This window comes from Halobaculum limi (genome assembly GCF_029490015.1).
In the GTDB taxonomy this organism is placed as follows: Archaea; Halobacteriota; Halobacteria; order Halobacteriales; family Haloferacaceae; genus Halobaculum; species Halobaculum limi.
The window spans coordinates 1,456,530-1,472,517 of the sequence record NZ_CP120468.1 but is presented as its reverse complement, the minus strand read 5'-3'; the positions used below and the strand labels follow the sequence as shown (position 1 = coordinate 1,472,517).

The 15,988-nt window shown below is 69.7% G+C and carries 16 protein-coding genes; 7 read left to right on the top strand and 9 right to left on the bottom strand.

Translation table 11 applies throughout. The annotated features are described in order from the left end of the window. Window positions 1-8: 8 nt before the first annotated feature. Entirely contained in the window at window positions 9-887 is an 879-nt protein-coding gene (locus P0D77_RS07435) for an SDR family oxidoreductase (protein WP_277555758.1), read from the top strand. Window positions 888-944: 57 nt separating this feature from the next. Further along, a complete protein-coding gene (locus tag P0D77_RS07430) occupies window positions 945-1,070 on the top strand; it encodes a hypothetical protein (protein ID WP_277555661.1) in 126 nt (41 codons plus the stop codon). A 43-nt stretch (window positions 1,071-1,113) separates the two neighbouring features. Here P0D77_RS07430 and P0D77_RS07425 read toward each other — a convergent pair whose 3' ends face one another. The 3 genes from P0D77_RS07425 to P0D77_RS07415 all read right to left on the bottom strand — a co-directional run bounded on the left by P0D77_RS07425 (window position 1,114) and on the right by P0D77_RS07415 (window position 4,405). Beyond that, window positions 1,114-1,569: a DUF5518 domain-containing protein gene (locus P0D77_RS07425; protein WP_277555660.1), complete on the bottom strand. Its 456-nt coding sequence runs from the start codon at window positions 1,567-1,569 to the stop codon at window positions 1,114-1,116. 68 nt (window positions 1,570-1,637) lie between these two features. Continuing rightward, a complete protein-coding gene (kynU, locus tag P0D77_RS07420) occupies window positions 1,638-2,996 on the bottom strand; it encodes a kynureninase (RefSeq protein ID WP_277555659.1) in 1,359 nt (452 codons plus the stop codon). An 86-nt stretch (window positions 2,997-3,082) separates the two neighbouring features. Further along, complete coding sequence (locus P0D77_RS07415) at window positions 3,083-4,405, bottom strand: MFS transporter (RefSeq protein ID WP_277555658.1); 1,323 nt, start codon at window positions 4,403-4,405, stop codon at window positions 3,083-3,085. A 90-nt stretch (window positions 4,406-4,495) separates the two neighbouring features. Between P0D77_RS07415 and P0D77_RS07410 the strand changes: the two genes are divergently transcribed. Beyond that, window positions 4,496-5,491, top strand: a complete 996-nt coding sequence (locus P0D77_RS07410; protein ID WP_277555657.1) for an alpha/beta hydrolase — start codon at window positions 4,496-4,498, stop codon at window positions 5,489-5,491. Between the two features lie 57 nt (window positions 5,492-5,548). On the opposite strand, the gene P0D77_RS07405 is transcribed toward P0D77_RS07410, so the two are convergent. The 4 genes from P0D77_RS07405 to P0D77_RS07390 all read right to left on the bottom strand — a co-directional run bounded on the left by P0D77_RS07405 (window position 5,549) and on the right by P0D77_RS07390 (window position 9,352). Continuing rightward, window positions 5,549-6,271, bottom strand: coding sequence for a DICT sensory domain-containing protein (locus P0D77_RS07405; RefSeq protein ID WP_277555656.1), 723 nt, complete (start codon window positions 6,269-6,271; stop codon window positions 5,549-5,551). Continuing rightward, window positions 6,268-6,654: a DUF7344 domain-containing protein gene (locus tag P0D77_RS07400; RefSeq protein ID WP_277555655.1), complete on the bottom strand. Its 387-nt coding sequence runs from the start codon at window positions 6,652-6,654 to the stop codon at window positions 6,268-6,270. The genes P0D77_RS07405 and P0D77_RS07400 overlap by 4 nt, the downstream gene beginning before the upstream one ends. A 129-nt stretch (window positions 6,655-6,783) precedes the next feature. Then, window positions 6,784-7,833 (bottom strand): AIR synthase-related protein, encoded by a 1,050-nt coding sequence (locus P0D77_RS07395; protein WP_277555654.1) that lies wholly within the window; start codon window positions 7,831-7,833, stop codon window positions 6,784-6,786. A gap of 37 nt (window positions 7,834-7,870) precedes the next feature. Further along, window positions 7,871-9,352: a CRTAC1 family protein gene (locus tag P0D77_RS07390; protein WP_277555653.1), complete on the bottom strand. Its 1,482-nt coding sequence runs from the start codon at window positions 9,350-9,352 to the stop codon at window positions 7,871-7,873. A gap of 89 nt (window positions 9,353-9,441) precedes the next feature. Between P0D77_RS07390 and P0D77_RS07385 the strand changes: the two genes are divergently transcribed. Further along, window positions 9,442-9,855 (top strand): hypothetical protein, encoded by a 414-nt coding sequence (locus tag P0D77_RS07385; protein WP_277555651.1) that lies wholly within the window; start codon window positions 9,442-9,444, stop codon window positions 9,853-9,855. A gap of 137 nt (window positions 9,856-9,992) precedes the next feature. Here the strand turns inward: P0D77_RS07385 and P0D77_RS07380 are convergent, their stop codons facing one another. Beyond that, window positions 9,993-11,120, bottom strand: coding sequence for a glycosyltransferase (locus P0D77_RS07380; RefSeq protein WP_277555650.1), 1,128 nt, complete (start codon window positions 11,118-11,120; stop codon window positions 9,993-9,995). An 85-nt stretch (window positions 11,121-11,205) separates the two neighbouring features. Further along, window positions 11,206-12,270 (bottom strand): glycosyltransferase family 4 protein, encoded by a 1,065-nt coding sequence (locus P0D77_RS07375; RefSeq protein ID WP_277555757.1) that lies wholly within the window; start codon window positions 12,268-12,270, stop codon window positions 11,206-11,208. A 117-nt stretch (window positions 12,271-12,387) separates the two neighbouring features. Between P0D77_RS07375 and P0D77_RS07370 the strand changes: the two genes are divergently transcribed. The 3 genes from P0D77_RS07370 to P0D77_RS07360 all read left to right on the top strand — a co-directional run bounded on the left by P0D77_RS07370 (window position 12,388) and on the right by P0D77_RS07360 (window position 15,951). Continuing rightward, entirely contained in the window at window positions 12,388-13,611 is a 1,224-nt protein-coding gene (locus tag P0D77_RS07370; RefSeq protein ID WP_277555649.1) for an MFS transporter, read from the top strand. A 140-nt stretch (window positions 13,612-13,751) separates the two neighbouring features. Continuing rightward, window positions 13,752-14,576, top strand: coding sequence for an ArsR/SmtB family transcription factor (locus P0D77_RS07365; RefSeq protein WP_277555648.1), 825 nt, complete (start codon window positions 13,752-13,754; stop codon window positions 14,574-14,576). Between the two features lie 4 nt (window positions 14,577-14,580). Next, entirely contained in the window at window positions 14,581-15,951 is a 1,371-nt protein-coding gene (locus tag P0D77_RS07360; RefSeq protein WP_277555647.1) for a S8 family serine peptidase, read from the top strand. The last annotated feature ends 37 nt before the right edge of the window (window positions 15,952-15,988 follow it).

Genomic DNA, 15,988 nt, shown 5'->3' with positions numbered 1-15,988 from the left:
ACGAAGCGATGCCAGCCGGACCCGCCCACGCCGACCCGCCGTTCGACGCGCCCGACCTGTCGGGGTCGACGGCGTTCGTCACGGGGACGACCCGCGGCATCGGCAAGCGCATCGCGCTGACGCTCGCAGAGTGCGGCTGCAACGTCGTCTCGACGGGCAAGACCGCCGAACCCGGCGGCGACCTCCCCGGAACCATCCACAAGACGGCCGAACAGTGTGAGGCACGCGGCGTCGACGCCCACGCCATCAAACTCGACGTGCGCGACGAGGAGGCGGTGGAGGCCGCCGTGCAGGAGGCCATCGACGAGTTCGGCCAAATCGACATCGTGATCAACAATGCGTCGGCGATCCAACTCGCGAACGTCACGGATCTGCCCGCCAACCGCTTCGACCTGCTGACGGACGTGAACATCCGCGGCACGTACCTCGTCTCGCGGGCGTTCATCCCGCACCTCCGCGAGCAAGACCAGGGGTGGATCCTCACGAACGCACCGCCGGTCGCCGTCGACCGCGCGCCCGGAAAGGCCGCCTACGCGTGGTCGAAACTCGGGATGTCGTTCGTCACGCTCTCGCTTGCGGCGGAGTTGGCGGGCGACGACATCGGCTGTAACACCTTCTGGCCGGTCACTGCCGTCGACACGCGGGCGACCCGGTACTTCGGCCTCGGCACGGAGGACGACTGGCGGACGCCGCACGTCCTCGCGGACGCCGTCCTCTCCATCCTCGACCGAGACCCGGCGGAGTACACGGGCCACTCGGCGTACGACGAGGACCTCCTGCGGGCGGCAGGTGCGAGCGACGCCGACCTCTCGGCGTACAACCTCACCGAAGGCGACCCCGCGCCCACCTCCGCGCAGATGTTCGACCCCGAGTACGAGCGTCAGTAATCCGGCACCGCCGGAATCCCCACCGAGCATTTCAGGCGCAAGCGTCGACTGTGTTGCGTGCGCCTCTCGACCAAAGTGCTGCTCGTCGGTGTCGGACTGTTCGTCCTCCCACTGCCGGGAACGTTCATCCTCGGCGGTCTCACGCTGCTGATCGGTGGCTTGCTTCGGTTCCTCGGGGAGTGAACCGAGCGGTCGATTGATCTGGACGGATTAGTCGCTCAGGTGTTCACGACGGGTCGGCCCCCGCCGGACGCTCGGTGAAGCGCTCGACCAGCCACCCGCCGATAGCGCCGCCGATGAGGCCAGGCAGGGCGGAGATTGCGACGACGAACCCGGCGGCGACGGCCATCAACACGGCTCCCGCGACCGGCGACGACCACGCCGTCGCGAACGACGTTCCGATCTCACGGATCGACGACCAAAACCAGACGTATCCGGGCAGGCCGCCGACGATTCCGGCACGCAGACCGGCGCTCACAGCGTTCACGTCGGGGCCGTCGTGTCGCTCGGCGAGGACGCCTGCGACGAGACCGCCGACCACGATCAGATTCACCGAGAAGTTCGACCCCATTCCCGACAGCCAGTAGGCACCGACTGTGAGGGGCATCGAGACGACACCGCCGACAAGCGCGTACGTCCACGTCGCTGAGAGTGGGAGGGAGGGGAGGGAACTGCGGGACACGGTGTTCGGGTACCCATCTACGGAACATAGTGTTGACGATCAGACTGGTTGGCGACCGACACCCCCAGTCAGGTGACGCCGCCGCCGCGGGCGTCGTAGTCGAGATGCGCGTCGGTCTCGACGATGTCGCGCATCGTCTCGACCACCTGCCACACGTCCTCGAATCGGGTGTACATCGGGGCAGGACAGATCCGAACGACGTTCGGCGGGCGGAAGTCCACCACCACGTCCCGGTCGCGAAGTGCCTCGCTCACGCGGTACGCCTCCGGGTGTTCGACGGCGACGTGGCCGCCTCGACGGCCGTGGTCGCGTGGCGTGCCCACCGAGAAGTCGTCGCCGAGGTACTCGTCGACCAGGTCGATGAGGTAGTCGGTCAGCGCGAGCGACTTCTCGCGCACGGCGTCGATGCCGGCGTCGCGGACGAGTTCGGTCGCGCCCTCGATAGGGGCAGAGGAGAGCATCGGTACGGTTCCGATCTGCCACGCGCCCGCCGAGGCTGCCGGTTCGTACGTGTGGCGCATCTCGAACTGGGTCGACTTGTCGTTGCCCCACCACCCCGCCAGCGCTGGCGTCGCTCCGTGGTGTCGCTCGTGGACGTACAGGCCAGCGGTCGCTCCCGGCCCGGCGTTCAGGTACTTGTAGGAACACCACACCGCGAAGTCCACGCCCGAATCGCCGGCGTCCCGAAGGTCGTGCGGCACCGCGCCGACGGAGTGGGCGCAGTCGAAGCCGACGAGTGCGCCGTTATCGTGCGCGGCCTCCGTGATGCGGCCGACGTCGAGCAACTGGCCCGAACGGTACAGCACCGACGGCATAAACACGATGCCGACGTCGTCGCGGTTGGCCAGCATCGCCTCGATGTCGGCTTCGTCGATGGTGCGGCCGTCGCGCGACTCGACGGCGACCAACTGCTCGTCGGGGTCGAGGCCGCGTTGGCGAAACTGCGCGCGGATGGCGTAGTGGTCGGTCGGGAAGTCCAGATCGTTGACGAGGACTGCGGGCGGGTCGGCGCTCGGGTCTGGACCGGCGGGCGTGCCGGGGAGCGTGTCGAGGAACGTGCCGACGAGGGTGTGGATGTTGACCGTCGTGGAGTTGGCGACGACGACTTCGTCGCCGTCGGCACCGACCAGCGGCGCGAGGAGGTCACCGAGGTGTTCGCCGTAGTGGAACCAGTCGGGGTCGGCGGCCTCCCACCCGCGGATGGCGAGGTCCTTCCATTCGTCGACGACGCGTTCCAGCGTCGCCAGCGCGGTGTCGGAGGCGAGTCCCAGCGAGTTGCCGTCCATGTAGCGCTCGCCGTCGGGCACCGAGAAGTGGGCGCGGTAGTCGGCCAGTGTGTCGGCCTCGTCGCGGGCGCGGGCGTCGGCCAACGAGTAGCCAGCGCCGTCGGAACCGCCGGCGTCGTCGCCGGCGTCGGTGTGGTTCATAGCGTCGGCTTCGACCGCTCGCAGTTAGTGGTTCGGCTCCCGGCCGGCGCGGCCGTGAGAGACGCGACGGCGACTGCCGCGTGGGGTCAGTCGTCGCCGGCGGTCGCGTCCGTCGCCGCGCCCGTCCCCGCACCCTGTTCGCCGACGACCAACAGTACGCCCCCGACGACGACGACGCCGGCGGCGACGACAAGCGAGACGGCCCGAACCGCCCCAGCGTAGCCGAGTGGCGCAGTGAGGAGCGTGACGACCGCACCCATCGCGATGGGTGCGCCCGTCGATCCGACGCGACCAATGGACTCACCGAGGCTGACGAGGCCCCCACGGAGGTCGTCGCTCGCGAGGCCGGTGATGGCCGAGCGGTACAGCGTCAGCGCGACCGAAAAGCCCGCGCCGACCGGAATCCCGGCAGCGAGTGCGGCCGGCACTGACGGCGCGAGCGCCAGTCCCGCCAAGCCGACCGCACCGACGACCAAGGAGGCGAAAGTGGGGAGCGTCCGACCGAAGCGGGCGGTGAGGCGACCCACCTGCGTCGTCGCGACGGCGCTCGTGACGGAGGCGACGGCGACGAGTGCGCCCGCCGCGCCGGGCGTTCCGCCGAGCAGTCGCACGACCACGATGGAGTTGTACGTGAGGAACGCGAACCAGAGGAACCCCGGCGCGGCCCGCCCGAGCAACGTCGCGGCGACGCGTGGCTGGCGAGCCAGCGCCAACAACGCACGGACGCCCCCACTGGCATCGTCGTCATCGGTGTCCGAGTCGCCGCCGAGGTCTGCAGGTTCGGTGAACCGCACCGCGACGACGACGGCGACCGGGAGCGCGGCGGCGTACAGGAGGAACGGGAACTGCCACGCGAACGCGACGAGCACCCCCGAGAGGAACGGAAACACGGTCAGCGATGCGCCGACAGCGGTGAATCGCACGCCCTGTGCGGCCGACTCGCGAGCGCCCGAGAACAGGTCGCCAGTCGCCGTGATGAGAATGGGGCCGATACCGGTATAGCCGACGCCCTGCAGGAGTCGCAGGGCTAACGCCACCCGAAAGTCGGTCGTCAGTGCGAGGCCCAACCCGGCGAGACCAAACAGCGCGAGGCCACCCGCGAGGACGGGTTTGCGCCCGTACCGATCCGCGAGGACGCCCGACAGCGGGATACAGACGATGCCGGGCGCGGTGAACGCAGACAGCAGCAGCGCCACCTCCGTCGCCGAGACGCCGTACGGTCCTGCTAGCGACTCGACGATCGGCGAGACGACCGACGCGCCCATCGGCGAGATGAGCGAGGCGAGGAGGAGCAGTCGGAAGTCGCGGTCGGCGAGGACGTCCGCGTCGGCGCCGACGAGACTCCGGAGCGAGAGCGACACGTCGACCGCTCGGCGGCGGGCGCGCAAGAGGGGCACGGTTCCGGTCATCGGCGCCGACGCCGCCGGCTTCGCCCGGAATCGCCACCGGGCCACCACGAAGGCCCGCGTTTCATACCGCTGCCAGCCGTTCGCGTCCGTATGACTGCGTCCGATTCAGCGGGTGACGCCGACTGCCTCTACGGTCTCGACCCGGAGGTTCGCGAGGTCGTCGCCGACATCGAGTCGCTCGGCGTCCCGCCGTGGCACGCGCTCTCGGTGGAGAGCGCCCGCCACATCGAAGACGAGTTGTTCACCGACGACACGGCCGGAACCGACCTTCCGGTCGGAAGAACCCTCGACCTCGCCATCTCCGGCCCGGACGGAGACGACCTGCCGCTCCGGGTGTATCGCCCCGAAGAGACGCCCGCGCCGACGCTCGTCTTCTTCCACGGTGGCGGCTGGTGTCTCGGCACGCTCGACTCGGCGGACGACCTCGCGCGGCGACTCTGTCGACGCGTGGGTGCGGTCATCGTCTCCGTCGATTACCGCCTCGCGCCCGAACACCCGTTCCCGGCCGCCATCGACGACGCCATTCGGGCGCTGGAGTGGACTCGCGGTTACACCGCCGAGTTCGGCGGCAACGGCGTCGTCGGCGTCGCTGGCTCCTCTGCCGGCGGGAATCTCGCGGCGGCGGCCTCGCTCGCGACACCGAACGACGCGGCTCCGGCGGTCCAGACGCTGTTGTATCCGATCACCGACCGCGCGTTCGACACCGACTCCTACGAGTCGAACGCCGACGGGCCGTTGCTGACCCGTGAGGATATGCGCCACTTCTGGGAGCAGTACCTTCGATCGGACGTCGACGCCGCCAACCCCTACGCCGCACCACTTCGCGCGGGCGACCTCTCGGTGACCGCACCGGGCGTCGTCGTCACCGGCGAGTGTGACCCGTTGCGCGACGACGGCGCGGCGTACGCCACTCGTCTCGCAGACGCGGGCGTGGGCGTCGACCACCTCGACTACGAAGGGATGTGTCACGGCTTCCTCTCGTTCGCGGACGATGTCGACGCGGCCGACGCCGCCTTCGACGACCTCGCGGAAGCGACGAGCGACCGACTCGCGGCGGCGACGAGCAACCGGAAAGCCAAGAACTGAGCCACGGGCGCCCCGTGGTCGAGGGTCGCAGATGAGAGGAGCGGGCGGTAACGACGCTCAGACGTGTTCGACGAGACCGCGTTCGATGTTCGCGACGATACCGGCGTCGTCGCTCCAGAAGCCGGTGTAGCCGTCGTCGCGTTCCTCCGCGAGGAGGCCGGACGCCTGCATCGGGTCGCCGCCGCCGTCGAACGTCAGGGCCCAGTAGCGGCCGAGTGAGCCTGCGTCGGAGTCGTGGTACGTGATGCCGTCGATAGCCGGCGGGTCCCAGTCGGCCACGCCGTGGATGTGGATGTCGAGCGACGTGTCGGCCGCGAGAGACCGGTACACCGCGATCTGTGACTGGAAGGCTGAAAATCGCTGGAAACTCACGCGGAGCGTGCCGGTCCCGACGCGGTACGCGCGGTCTTCTATCTCGCGACTCACCGCCAACAGCGTCGTGCGGTCCATCGCGGTGAACACCGTGTCGTCGAGGACGTCGAAGAACACCCGATACGCCTCCGAGACGCCGTCGTCGTCCTGCGAGCGGACGATGGGCGGTTCGACCAGCGCCTCCAACTCCGAGAGTCCGAGGACGCCGACGAACTCGCTGTTCCGTTCGACCACGACGAACGGGTCCGGTCCGGCCGGTGGGAGGGCTTTGTAGGTGATGTCGACGTTTCGGTTTGGAAAGATGTCGTCGATAGGCGGGTCGCTCTCGCGACGGTACACCGTGACGCGAGTCGTCTCCGACTCGAGTTCCCGGAGCAACGAGTCCAGCATCCGCGTCCCGGCGGTCATTGCTCGGCGTCGATGCTCTGTTCGAGGAGGTCAGCCACCGCCGCGCCTATCTCCACCGGGCGAACGCGGTCAGCCTCCTGGTGGAACGTGAGCAGTCCGAGGTCTGCGAGCATCGGGAGGTGGACGTGGACGAGTTCGATTGCGATCCGGTCGTGGTCGCGCGAATCGCGCATCCGCCCGGACGTCGACGCCTCCCACCCGGCCAACAGCGTCGCGAGTTGCCCCACCGTCTGTTCGCCGGACTCTTGGAGCACGTACAGCACCCGTCTCCGCTCGGTCGCAGCGAGCGCACGGTAGAGGTCGTCGTCCGCCAACCCAGGTGCTTGGTCCGACTCCGCGTCCTGTTCGGGCGGATGGTCGTGTCCCTCGGTGGTGTCTCTCATCTCTCCATACGACTACGTTCCCCGACTATATGTTATTTTGGTGAATGAATATCGACCTGCAAATTACGTGCGGGTTCTCGACGCCGAGGCTGCAGTACGGAAGTCACCGGACTATCAGTTGGCGGTTCCTCAGCGCCGCGCAGACAGTCGCTCGTAGACGCCCCAGGATCCGTCTTCGGCGGGCGGGTCGACGGCCGCACCGTCGAGTGTCACGCCGGCCTCCGACGTGACGGTGCCAGCGACGCCGACGGGCGTGCCGCGGTCACGCAACGCGCCGACGACCCGGCCGACAGCGGCGGGAGCGACTGCCAACAGGAGCGTCCCCGAGGTGGTACACGTCCACGGGTCGATATCCAGCGCCGAACACGTCGCGAGGACCGCCTCGTTCGTCGGCACCGCCGCGGAGTCGACGTCGAAGCCGACGTCAGCGGCCGCGGCCATCTCACACAGCGCACCCCGCAGTCCTCCTTCCGTCGCGTCGTGCATCGCGGTCACGCCGCCGTCGCCCGCCCGTCCCGCACGGGCCGCGGCGAGTGCGTCGCGAACGACGCTCGTCTCGGGGAGGAGACTCGCCGACTCGGCGACGGTGGACTCGTCGAGGCCAGCGTCCGCGAGTGCGTCGGGGAACAGCGAGGCGAACAGCGCGGCCGTCTCGACGCCCGGGCCGTTCGTGACGAGGAGGCGGTCACCGGGGCGAGCGCCATCCGGTCGGATCACGTCGTCGTGGTCGCCGACGCCGAGGACGGTCGCCGCGCCGACCCAGGGGAGCGACGCGCCGGGGTAGCGGGCGGTGTGCCCAGTGGGAATCGCGACCCCAAGCGTCTCGCACTCGGCGGTCATCCCCGTCCAGAAGGCGGCGAACTCCTCGTCGCTCACGTCGCTCGGGAGCGTGAACGAGGGGCACAGGTGTGTCGGCGCGACTCCGGAGACGGCCACGTCGCTCAGGGTGAACCCGACCGCGAATCGGCCCGCCTCCTCGTACCCGAGGTCGGGGAGCATCGAGATGGGGTCGGTCGCCGTCACGAGCGCACGGCCACCGATGTCGAGGACGCCGAAGTCGACGCCGTGGGTCGGCCCGAGACGGACGTCCTCGCGGTTGGCCCCGAGCGACGAACGGACGACCGACTCGAAGGTGTCGCGGTCGACTTTGCCTCGTCGCGGCGGCCGGTCGTCTGTCACGGGTCGACTTCCGACCGCGGTGCCCAAATCGGTTCCGTCAGAAGCGCGGGGCCATCGGGTGTGCGACCCCGTGTTCGGTTCGTGCCGCCGGGCCGTCGAGCGTCTCGGTTCGGCCGTCCGGCCACCGGACGGTCACCCGCTCCGGTCGAGCGTCGCCGAGGCCGAAGTGTGCGACCGGTTCCATCTGACAGAGGTAGCCCGACCCCGCACACACCGTCTTCGTCCGCGTCCACGACGGCGTCTCGACGGTGACGGTCGCACCGCGGGCGGGTGCACCGTACTGCGTAGTCGGGCGGACGCGAAGCCAGTCGTTCTCACTCGCACCGTCGACACCGTACAGCGTGAGCGGTTGGGCCGCGAGTTCGCCGTGGACGACGAGCAGTTCGAGTGCGCCGTCGCCGTCGAAGTCGGCGACCGCCGCGCCGGTTCCCAGTCCACGGGGTTCGGCGGCGTCGCCCGCGTCTATCTCCGTCCAACCGTCCCCAGTCTTGCGAAACAGACTGTTGGGTGCGCCCATCGCGTTACAGAACAGTTCCTCGCGGCCGTCGTTGTCGAAGTCGGCGGCGACGAGCGTCCGCGTCCGACTCGTCGCGGCGAACGACGCAGGCGTGGCGTCGGTGAACCGTCTGGCCGGCCGCCCGCGGTGGCCGTCGTCACCGCCGACCGTGGTCGGCTGACCGGATCGGTGGCCGACCGTCTCCCGGCCGGGCCCACCGTCGGTCGACGCGGCCGCGAGCGTGTCGCCCCCGTCCGCGAACAGGCGACTCGGCGTCTCCCACGCGCCGACTGCGAGGTCGCCGTCGGCGACGGTGACGCCGCGAGCATTCGTCTCGGGTGCGTCGACGCCGACTGCGGCCCCGACCTCGGTGAAGTGGCCCGCGTCGTTGCGAAACAGGCGGTTGGGACCGCGTTCGACGCCGACGAACAGATCCATCCGGTCGCTCACGAGCGACCCCGCGAGCAGCGACCGCGCGCCGCCCTCCATCTCGAGGCCGACGGCCTCGGCCATATCCGAGAGTTGGCCGTCGTCTCCGAGTTCATAGAAGCGGGATGGAGCGCCGTAGGAGGCGACGAACACGCCGTAGCGGCCGGTCCCGTAGCGGTCGAGGGCGGCGACCGACCGACCCGCTCGGAAGTTGCCGCGGTCGGCGTTGACCGCGAGGCCGAACAGGTCGCGCCAGCGCACGTCGGGGTCGTCCGGGCGCACGTCGACGGGGTCAAGGAGGAGGTCCGTATCGCGACAGCGGCCCTCGTAGGCGTCGGTGTTGTGGACGTACAGTTCTTCCATCCCGTCGGCGTCGAGGTCGGCGGCGACGACGCCGATGGCGTGGCGTCCCTCGTCGGCGACGGCGGGCGTGGCCACGTCGCGTAGCGCGCCGTCGCGCCAGCACAGCAAGCGGTTCCCCGGTCCGTGCCCGGCGACGAGCGCACAGGGGCCGCTCGTTCCGGGCGTCACGGCGACTCCGTACCCTCGGTGGGGCGTGTCGTCGGCGATGGCGTGAGACCGGTCCGCGAACACGCCGCTGTCTCGGTGGTCATCACATAAGAGGACTCGGTTCCGCTGTCCGAGGAACAACGCTTTTCGGCCGCCGGGTCGAACCGCGGCGTATGGCAGACGACCCTGAGGATTCCGGAACCGACGCCGAGGAGAGCGCTGGCGACGATGGGGAAGAGAAGTCCTTCCGCGAGCGAGTCGAAGAGATCCGCGAGCGACGAGAGCAAGAGCGCGAAGAGGGAGAAGGCGGCGCACCCTCTCCCGAGGAGATGATGGGCGGTGGCGGCGGCCCCGGCGGGATGGGCGGCGGCAACCCCTTCGCGCAGATGATGGGCGGGATGATGGGCGGTGGCGGCGGCCCCGGCGGGATGGGCGGCGGCCCCGGCGGGATGGGCGGCCCCGGCGCCCGCGAAGAAGAGTCGGCTGGCAACGAGGAACTCGTGCGCGAGGTCCGACAACTCCGCGACGAGGTTCGCGACGCGACCCGACAGCTTCAGCGGATCGCACAGGCGTTAGAGGACGACTGAGGCGCAGTCGACCGACTGGTCGGAGCCTCGGTCCGACGACCGCTGCCGTTGCCGTTTTCCAGCGAACCGGTCGTAGACACTCACGAGCGTCGCGACTGTGACGCTCGAATCCGTCACGCCGAGTACGCTGTCGGTGCCTACTCCGACACCGCGTCGTACACCGCTTCGAGTTTGTCGACCGCGTGTTCCACGCTCGTCTGGTCGCGCCGGGCGAGACAGCGCTCGCTGAGTCGCTCGCGGTCTGCGAGTGCCCGGTCGATGGCGTCGGCGAAGGCGGCGGTGTCCTCGTGGGGGAAGTGATAGCCCGTCTCGCCGTCGACGACGGTGTCTTCCAGCGCACCTGCCTCGACGCCGACGACGGGCGTCCCGCAGGCGTTCGCCTCTAAGGCGACGAGACCCTGCGTCTCGACGGGCGAGGGGAACACGAACGCATCGAGCGTGGCGTACAGCGCGGGCAACTCCTCACGCGGGAGGAAGCCGAGGAAGCGCGCGTCGACGCCAGCATCCTCGCAGGCTGCCTCGACCGCGTCGCGTGCGGGACCGTCGCCGCCGAACACGAGCGTCGGATCGCTATCTGCGGCGGCGACCGCCGGCGGAATTTGCGTCAACTCCTTCTCGAAGCCGTGGCGACCGGTGTAGCCGACGACGGGGCCCTCATCACGGTCGGGAAGCGCGTATCGCTCGCGGAACGCGGTGAGGGTCTCGTCGTCCGGACGGGCGAAGAACTCGGTGTCGACACCGTTAGGAACCACGTCAACGCGCGAGCGCACGCCGATGTTGCGCAGGTGGTTCGCCGCGGGTTCGCTCGGCACCACCACCGCGTCTGCGGCGTTCAGATACCGGCGTTCGTAGCCGCGGGCGGCGTGTTCGATGGCGTCGGCGACGGGACCGGCGGCGATGTAGTCGGCGTACTCCGCGGTCGGTGTGTGGTAGGAGGCGACCAGCGGCGCGTCGATGCGACGGGAGAGATACAGCCCCGAGAGACCGAGTGCGAACGGCGTGTGCGCGTGGACCACGTCGGCGTCGCGGACGGCATCGGGGACGCCGGGCAGGCCGAGGCGGAAGCCGTCGTAGAAGGGGAAGCCGACGCTGCGGGTAGTGTACTCGCCGTCGCCGGGGTCGTAGTCGGGTGCGCCGGGGAACACCACGTCCATTCGGCCGCCGCGCTCCTGCCAGCGTCGTCGCCACGACTGGAGCGTGTACGTGACGCCGTTCACCGTCGGGAGGTACGTGTCGGTGAAGGCGGCGACCGTTCGGGGAGTCACTGACGAGAGCCTTCTGGGGGTCGGCCCAAACCCGTTTCGTCTCGCGGGCGGCACGAGCGGTGGGTCGACACGGCGACCAATCCGCTCACGACAGCAACTCCTCGTACGTCGCCACCAGTTCCTGACCCACCCGGTCCAGCGAGTGTTCGGCCGCCGTCTCGCGAGCGTTCGCGCCGAGTCGCTCGCGGAGGTCGGCGTCGGTCGCGAGTCGGTCCAGCGCCTCGACGAACTCCGCGCGCGAGTCACACAACAGGCAGTCGTGGCCGTCCTCGAAGTACTCGCGGAACACGGGGATGTCGCGGAGGACGCACGGCTTCCCGCACGCCATCGCCTCGAGGACGACGATGCCCTGATTCTCCTCTTTCGTCGGGAAAAAGAACACGTCGCCCGCGCCGAACGCGCCGGGTTTGTCGTCGACCCACCCGGTGAACGTGACGTTCTCGGGCGGATGCTGCGTCCACTGCTTGACCGTCGGGGACGCCTGCGGGCCGTCGTCGACGGTGCCGAACCACGCGAAGTCGTGGTCTGTCCGATTCGCCACCTCACAGAAGTCGGTCAACCCCTTCCGCTCGAAGACGGACCCGACGGCGAACATCACCACACCATCGAGGTCGAAGCGCTCGCGGTACGACTTGCGGAACTGCTCGTGTCCCTCGACGGAGCCGTGGTCGATGCCGTTCGACATCGCGCGGATGGGTGCGTCGACGGGGTACCCCTCCAGTCGCTGCTTCGTGTACTCTGAGGGCGTGAGCACCAGGTCGGCTTGCGAGTAGAACCAGCGGAGGTATCGACGGAGTGCCGGCGCGATGGTGTTCGACCCGCGGAAACTCTCGCGGAAGTCCTCGCTAGTGACGTGACAGTGGAGGACGAGGGGCGTATCTGTGCGCTTGGCGTGACGGGCGAGTGCGACGCTCGCGGGGCCGATGAGGTTCAGGTGGACCACGTCGACGTCGACGAGGAAGCCGTCGCCGCGGAGGCCACGAGCGATGCCTTCGGTAGGGTCGCCGTCGGGCCACGGCGAGGTGAACACCTCGACGTCGGCGCCGGCGTCGCGGGCGCGGGTCAGCGCCTCGACCTGTTGGTCGTGGGCGGTGCCGATGCCCGCGCGGTCGAGTTGCGAGGAGAGTTCGAGGTAGTCGAGGACGCGCACGGTGAGTTGCCGGCGATTCGCCCGGTCGGGGTTTGAGCCTACTGGATTGGGGCCGACTCGGAGCGGTCGTGGCATCCGATCCGGAACGCTTGACCCCCGCCGCGTGCACGTCCGAGCGTGACGCGCCGCCTGTTCACCACGCTCTGCGGCCTCGTCTTCCTTGTCAATATGGGGAGGGTGGCGTTCGCGCCGCTGGTCCCGGAGTTCCAGCAGGAACTGGGTATCTCGGCGGCCGCGGTCGGGTCGGTGACGTCGCTGGTGTGGATCGGAACCGCGGCCCCGCGCATCCCCGTCGGGTGGGTGCTGACGAGAGTGGCCCGCGAACGCGTCGTCGTCGCCACCGGCGTCGCCCTCGCAGTCGCGTCGGCGTTCACGGCGACGACCGACTCCCTGCTCGGGTTGCAGGCGGGCGCATTCGCCGTCGGCCTCTCGACGGGCGGCTACTTCGTCGCTGCAATCCCGCTCATCGGCAAACTGTACCCCGACGCGACGGGGCGAGCGGTGGGGATTCACGGCACCGCGAGTCAGGTGGCGAGCGTCCTCGCGCCGGCGCTGGTGCTCGGGGTCATCGCGCAGGCGGGCGACTGGCGCGTCGTGTTCGGCCTGCTGGCGGTCGGTGCGGCCGTCTCGACGGCGTCGCTGGTCGTGGTCGTTCGACGACGAGAAGACGTCAGGTCGGACACGAGCGGGGACCCGAACGACGCCGAACCGGACGGCGGTGTGGAGTCGCGGAACTTCCGGGCGGCGCTGTCGCACTGGCGCATCGTCCTCGCGGGGATGTCGCTGGTTGCCGTCTCGGGGTTCGCGTGGCAGGGCGTGTTCAACTTCTACGTGAGTTACTTGCTCTCGGAGGGGCTGACGCCCGCGAACGCGAACTTCCTGCTAACGGTCGCGTTCGCGGCGGGCGTCCCCGCCTTCTGGTTGGGCGGTCGCCTCGCAGATCGGTTGCCGAAGGTGCCGTACCTGCTGGCGCTCAACGCGGCGTTTCTCGTCTCGCTGGTCGCGCTGACGTTCGCAGGGTCGCTCGCGTCGTTCGCCGTCGTCTCGGCGCTCATCGGCTACGCCGCCCACGCCCTGTTCCCGGCGGTAGACACGTATATGCTCTCGACGCTCCCAGCGCCCGACCGCGCCAGCGCGTACGCCGTCTTCTCGGGGACGGCGCTGTTGTTCGAAGCCAACGGCTCTGGCGTCGTCGGCGCACTCACCGACGCTGGACTCGCGTTCGACTGGGTGTTCCGCCTGTTCGCGGCCGGCGTGGCACTCATCTTGGTCGTCACCGGGGCGCTGTATCTCGCTGGGCGCTTCCCGACGCCGCCCGACGATCGGCGGGTACAACCGTGAGAGATACTCGAGTCGACTGACTGGTTCTCGTGGCTAAGCGAGATACGGTGACAGATCCTGGAGTCGAATCGCTGTGTTCCCAGCGATCCGTCACCCAAACCGACCGAAACGTTTTGGTCGTGTATCTTATATTGGACCGTATGTCTGGGACGCTCCCGTCGAGTCCGGACGACTCGACGGACGCCGAGGGGGCCGACGGCGACGACGCCAGCGATGGCGACGCCAGCGAACCCCGCGCAGACGGCGGGGCCGCTACCGGGTCCGACGCGTCCACCCCCGTCTCGTTGCCCGAGGACGCGACCACAGACGCGGCCGACGAGACGGAACGAACCGAGACGACCGCCAGCGCCGGAGCAGCGAGTGAGGCTGCCGCAGACCCCGAGGACGGTACTCCGACTGAACCCGATCAGCAGGTCCGCGTCTGTTGGCTCGACGACGACGGCGCCGACGACCTCATCGGTGCGCTCGCACCCGAGACCGCTCGACGAATCCTCACCGCGGTCCACGAGGAGCCACACACGGCGTCGGAACTGGCCGACGCCGCCGACACGTCCGTGCAGAACGTGCGCCACCACGTCTCCAAACTAGTCGACGCCGGCCTCGTCGAGACGGTCGACACCCGGTATTCGGTAAAGGGCCGTGAGATGACCGTCTACGGCCCGACCGACGACCGCGTGGTGGTCGCCGTCGGCGGCGAGTCCGACCGGTCGTCGCTGACCGACTCGCTGGGCGGCTTCCTCGGCGCACTCGCGGTGCTCGCGGGCGCGAGTCTCCTCGTGCAGGCGCTGTTCGGCGCGGACGTGGCGACGCTGTCGGGGCCGGAGACGGCCCCGCGTATCGGTGACGCCGTCGGCGCGACCGGCGGAGCGGCGCTGGGTGCGCTCCCGCCGGGCGCGGCGTTCTTCGCGGGCGGCCTGCTCGTTCTCGCGACCGTCATCGCCGTCGGCCGCCTTCGCGAGCGGTAGTGCCGTGAGCCGTTCGCCCGTGGTTCTCGTGGTGATCCTCCTCGTCACCAGCGTCGGCGCTGGCCTCGTCGGTGCGGACGTGACCAGCGTCACGAACGGGTACGGTGACGCGACCCCGCGGAAGGTGTCCGGTTCTGGCCCACTCGGCCCGCCGGTTTCGGGTGGCGTCGACGACGACGCCGACGTGCCAGCTATCGACCCGGCCGCGCCCAGCGGAACTGACGACGCCGTTCGCGTCGGCGTCATCGGGAGTGCGTTCGCCGACTCCGCGACGCTGGACGGTCGTGTCGCCGACCGCTACCGGACGACCTCGCCGCGATTCGGCCTCGTCGCCGGTAAGCACGACACCGCAGTCGCGAGCGTCGTCGCCGAACGCGCCCGTGACTCCTCGCTGTATCTCGCGTCGGTCGGCTACGAGCCGACACCCGACGAGTACGCCCGCGCCGTCGAGTGGCTGGTCGCCCAAGACGTCGACGTCATCGTCGACGCCGGGAGTTACTTCCCGCGGACTGCCGACGGGCGCGAGCGCATCGCCGAAGCGGCCGAACGCGCCGCCACCTCGGGGACGGTGTTCGTCACCTCCGGCGGCAACACCGCCAAACGACACTGGCGCGGCACGGCGGCCAACGGGGGCTGGGTCGCCTTCGGCGACGACGGTACGCAGGGGAACCGCCTCGGAAACGGCACCATCGACGGAACCGTCACCCTCCGACTGTACTGGGAGGACGCGGCCGACTACGACCTGTACCTCTACCGTGACACGCCCGGTGAAGACACGCTCGTGGCGAAGTCGACGCGCGAATCCGGTTACGCCGAGGCCATCGACGCGGTGCTTCCCCGCGGCAACTACTACGTCGCCGTGTACGCACGCGACCCCGGAACCGGCCCCGTCGACCTGTACGCCGCCCGGCATCGCCTCGCATTCGCCGGGGCCAACGGGAGCGCCATCGCACCCACGGCCGCACCGGGAGTCATCTCCGTGGGTGCAGTTGGGTCGAACGGTCGACTCGCGGAGTACTCCCCCGCAGACACGGACGTTCGCGCGGACGGAACCGTTCGCCTCGACGATGGAACGCTGCTGCGAGGCACGTCTGCCGCCGCCCCTCGTGTCGCGAGCGTCGTCATCGCGATGACCGCCGAAGCAGGGGACGATACGCTCACGCCTGCAGAAGTCGAACAACTGCTCCGAACGACCGCCGAGGACGGCCGCGTCGACCCCGCCGCCGCGGTCGCGGCCGCCGCGGACCGCCGTGACGGTCGCACCGGGCGAGCGACCGTGGAGACGGGAACCGGGACGGCGGTGCCGGCGAGTGCGACCGCCTCTGCCGACGGCAACACGTCGACCGACAGCGTCTGGGTGGGCCGGGGGCCGTAATCGCCACCTCGCTTTTCACGACGCCGTCCGGAGGCAC

Coding starts and splice junctions, on each gene's coding strand:
- P0D77_RS07435 (WP_277555758.1), top strand. CDS start 9: ATGCCAGCCGGACCCGCCCACGCCGACCCGCCGTTCGACGCGCCCGAC.
- kynU (WP_277555659.1), bottom strand. CDS start 2,996: ATGAACCACACCGACGCCGGCGACGACGCCGGCGGTTCCGACGGCGCT.
- P0D77_RS07415 (WP_277555658.1), bottom strand. CDS start 4,405: ATGACCGGAACCGTGCCCCTCTTGCGCGCCCGCCGCCGAGCGGTCGAC.
- P0D77_RS07410 (WP_277555657.1), top strand. CDS start 4,496: ATGACTGCGTCCGATTCAGCGGGTGACGCCGACTGCCTCTACGGTCTC.
- P0D77_RS07405 (WP_277555656.1), bottom strand. CDS start 6,271: ATGACCGCCGGGACGCGGATGCTGGACTCGTTGCTCCGGGAACTCGAG.
- P0D77_RS07400 (WP_277555655.1), bottom strand. CDS start 6,654: ATGAGAGACACCACCGAGGGACACGACCATCCGCCCGAACAGGACGCG.
- P0D77_RS07385 (WP_277555651.1), top strand. CDS start 9,442: ATGGCAGACGACCCTGAGGATTCCGGAACCGACGCCGAGGAGAGCGCT.
- P0D77_RS07365 (WP_277555648.1), top strand. CDS start 13,752: ATGTCTGGGACGCTCCCGTCGAGTCCGGACGACTCGACGGACGCCGAG.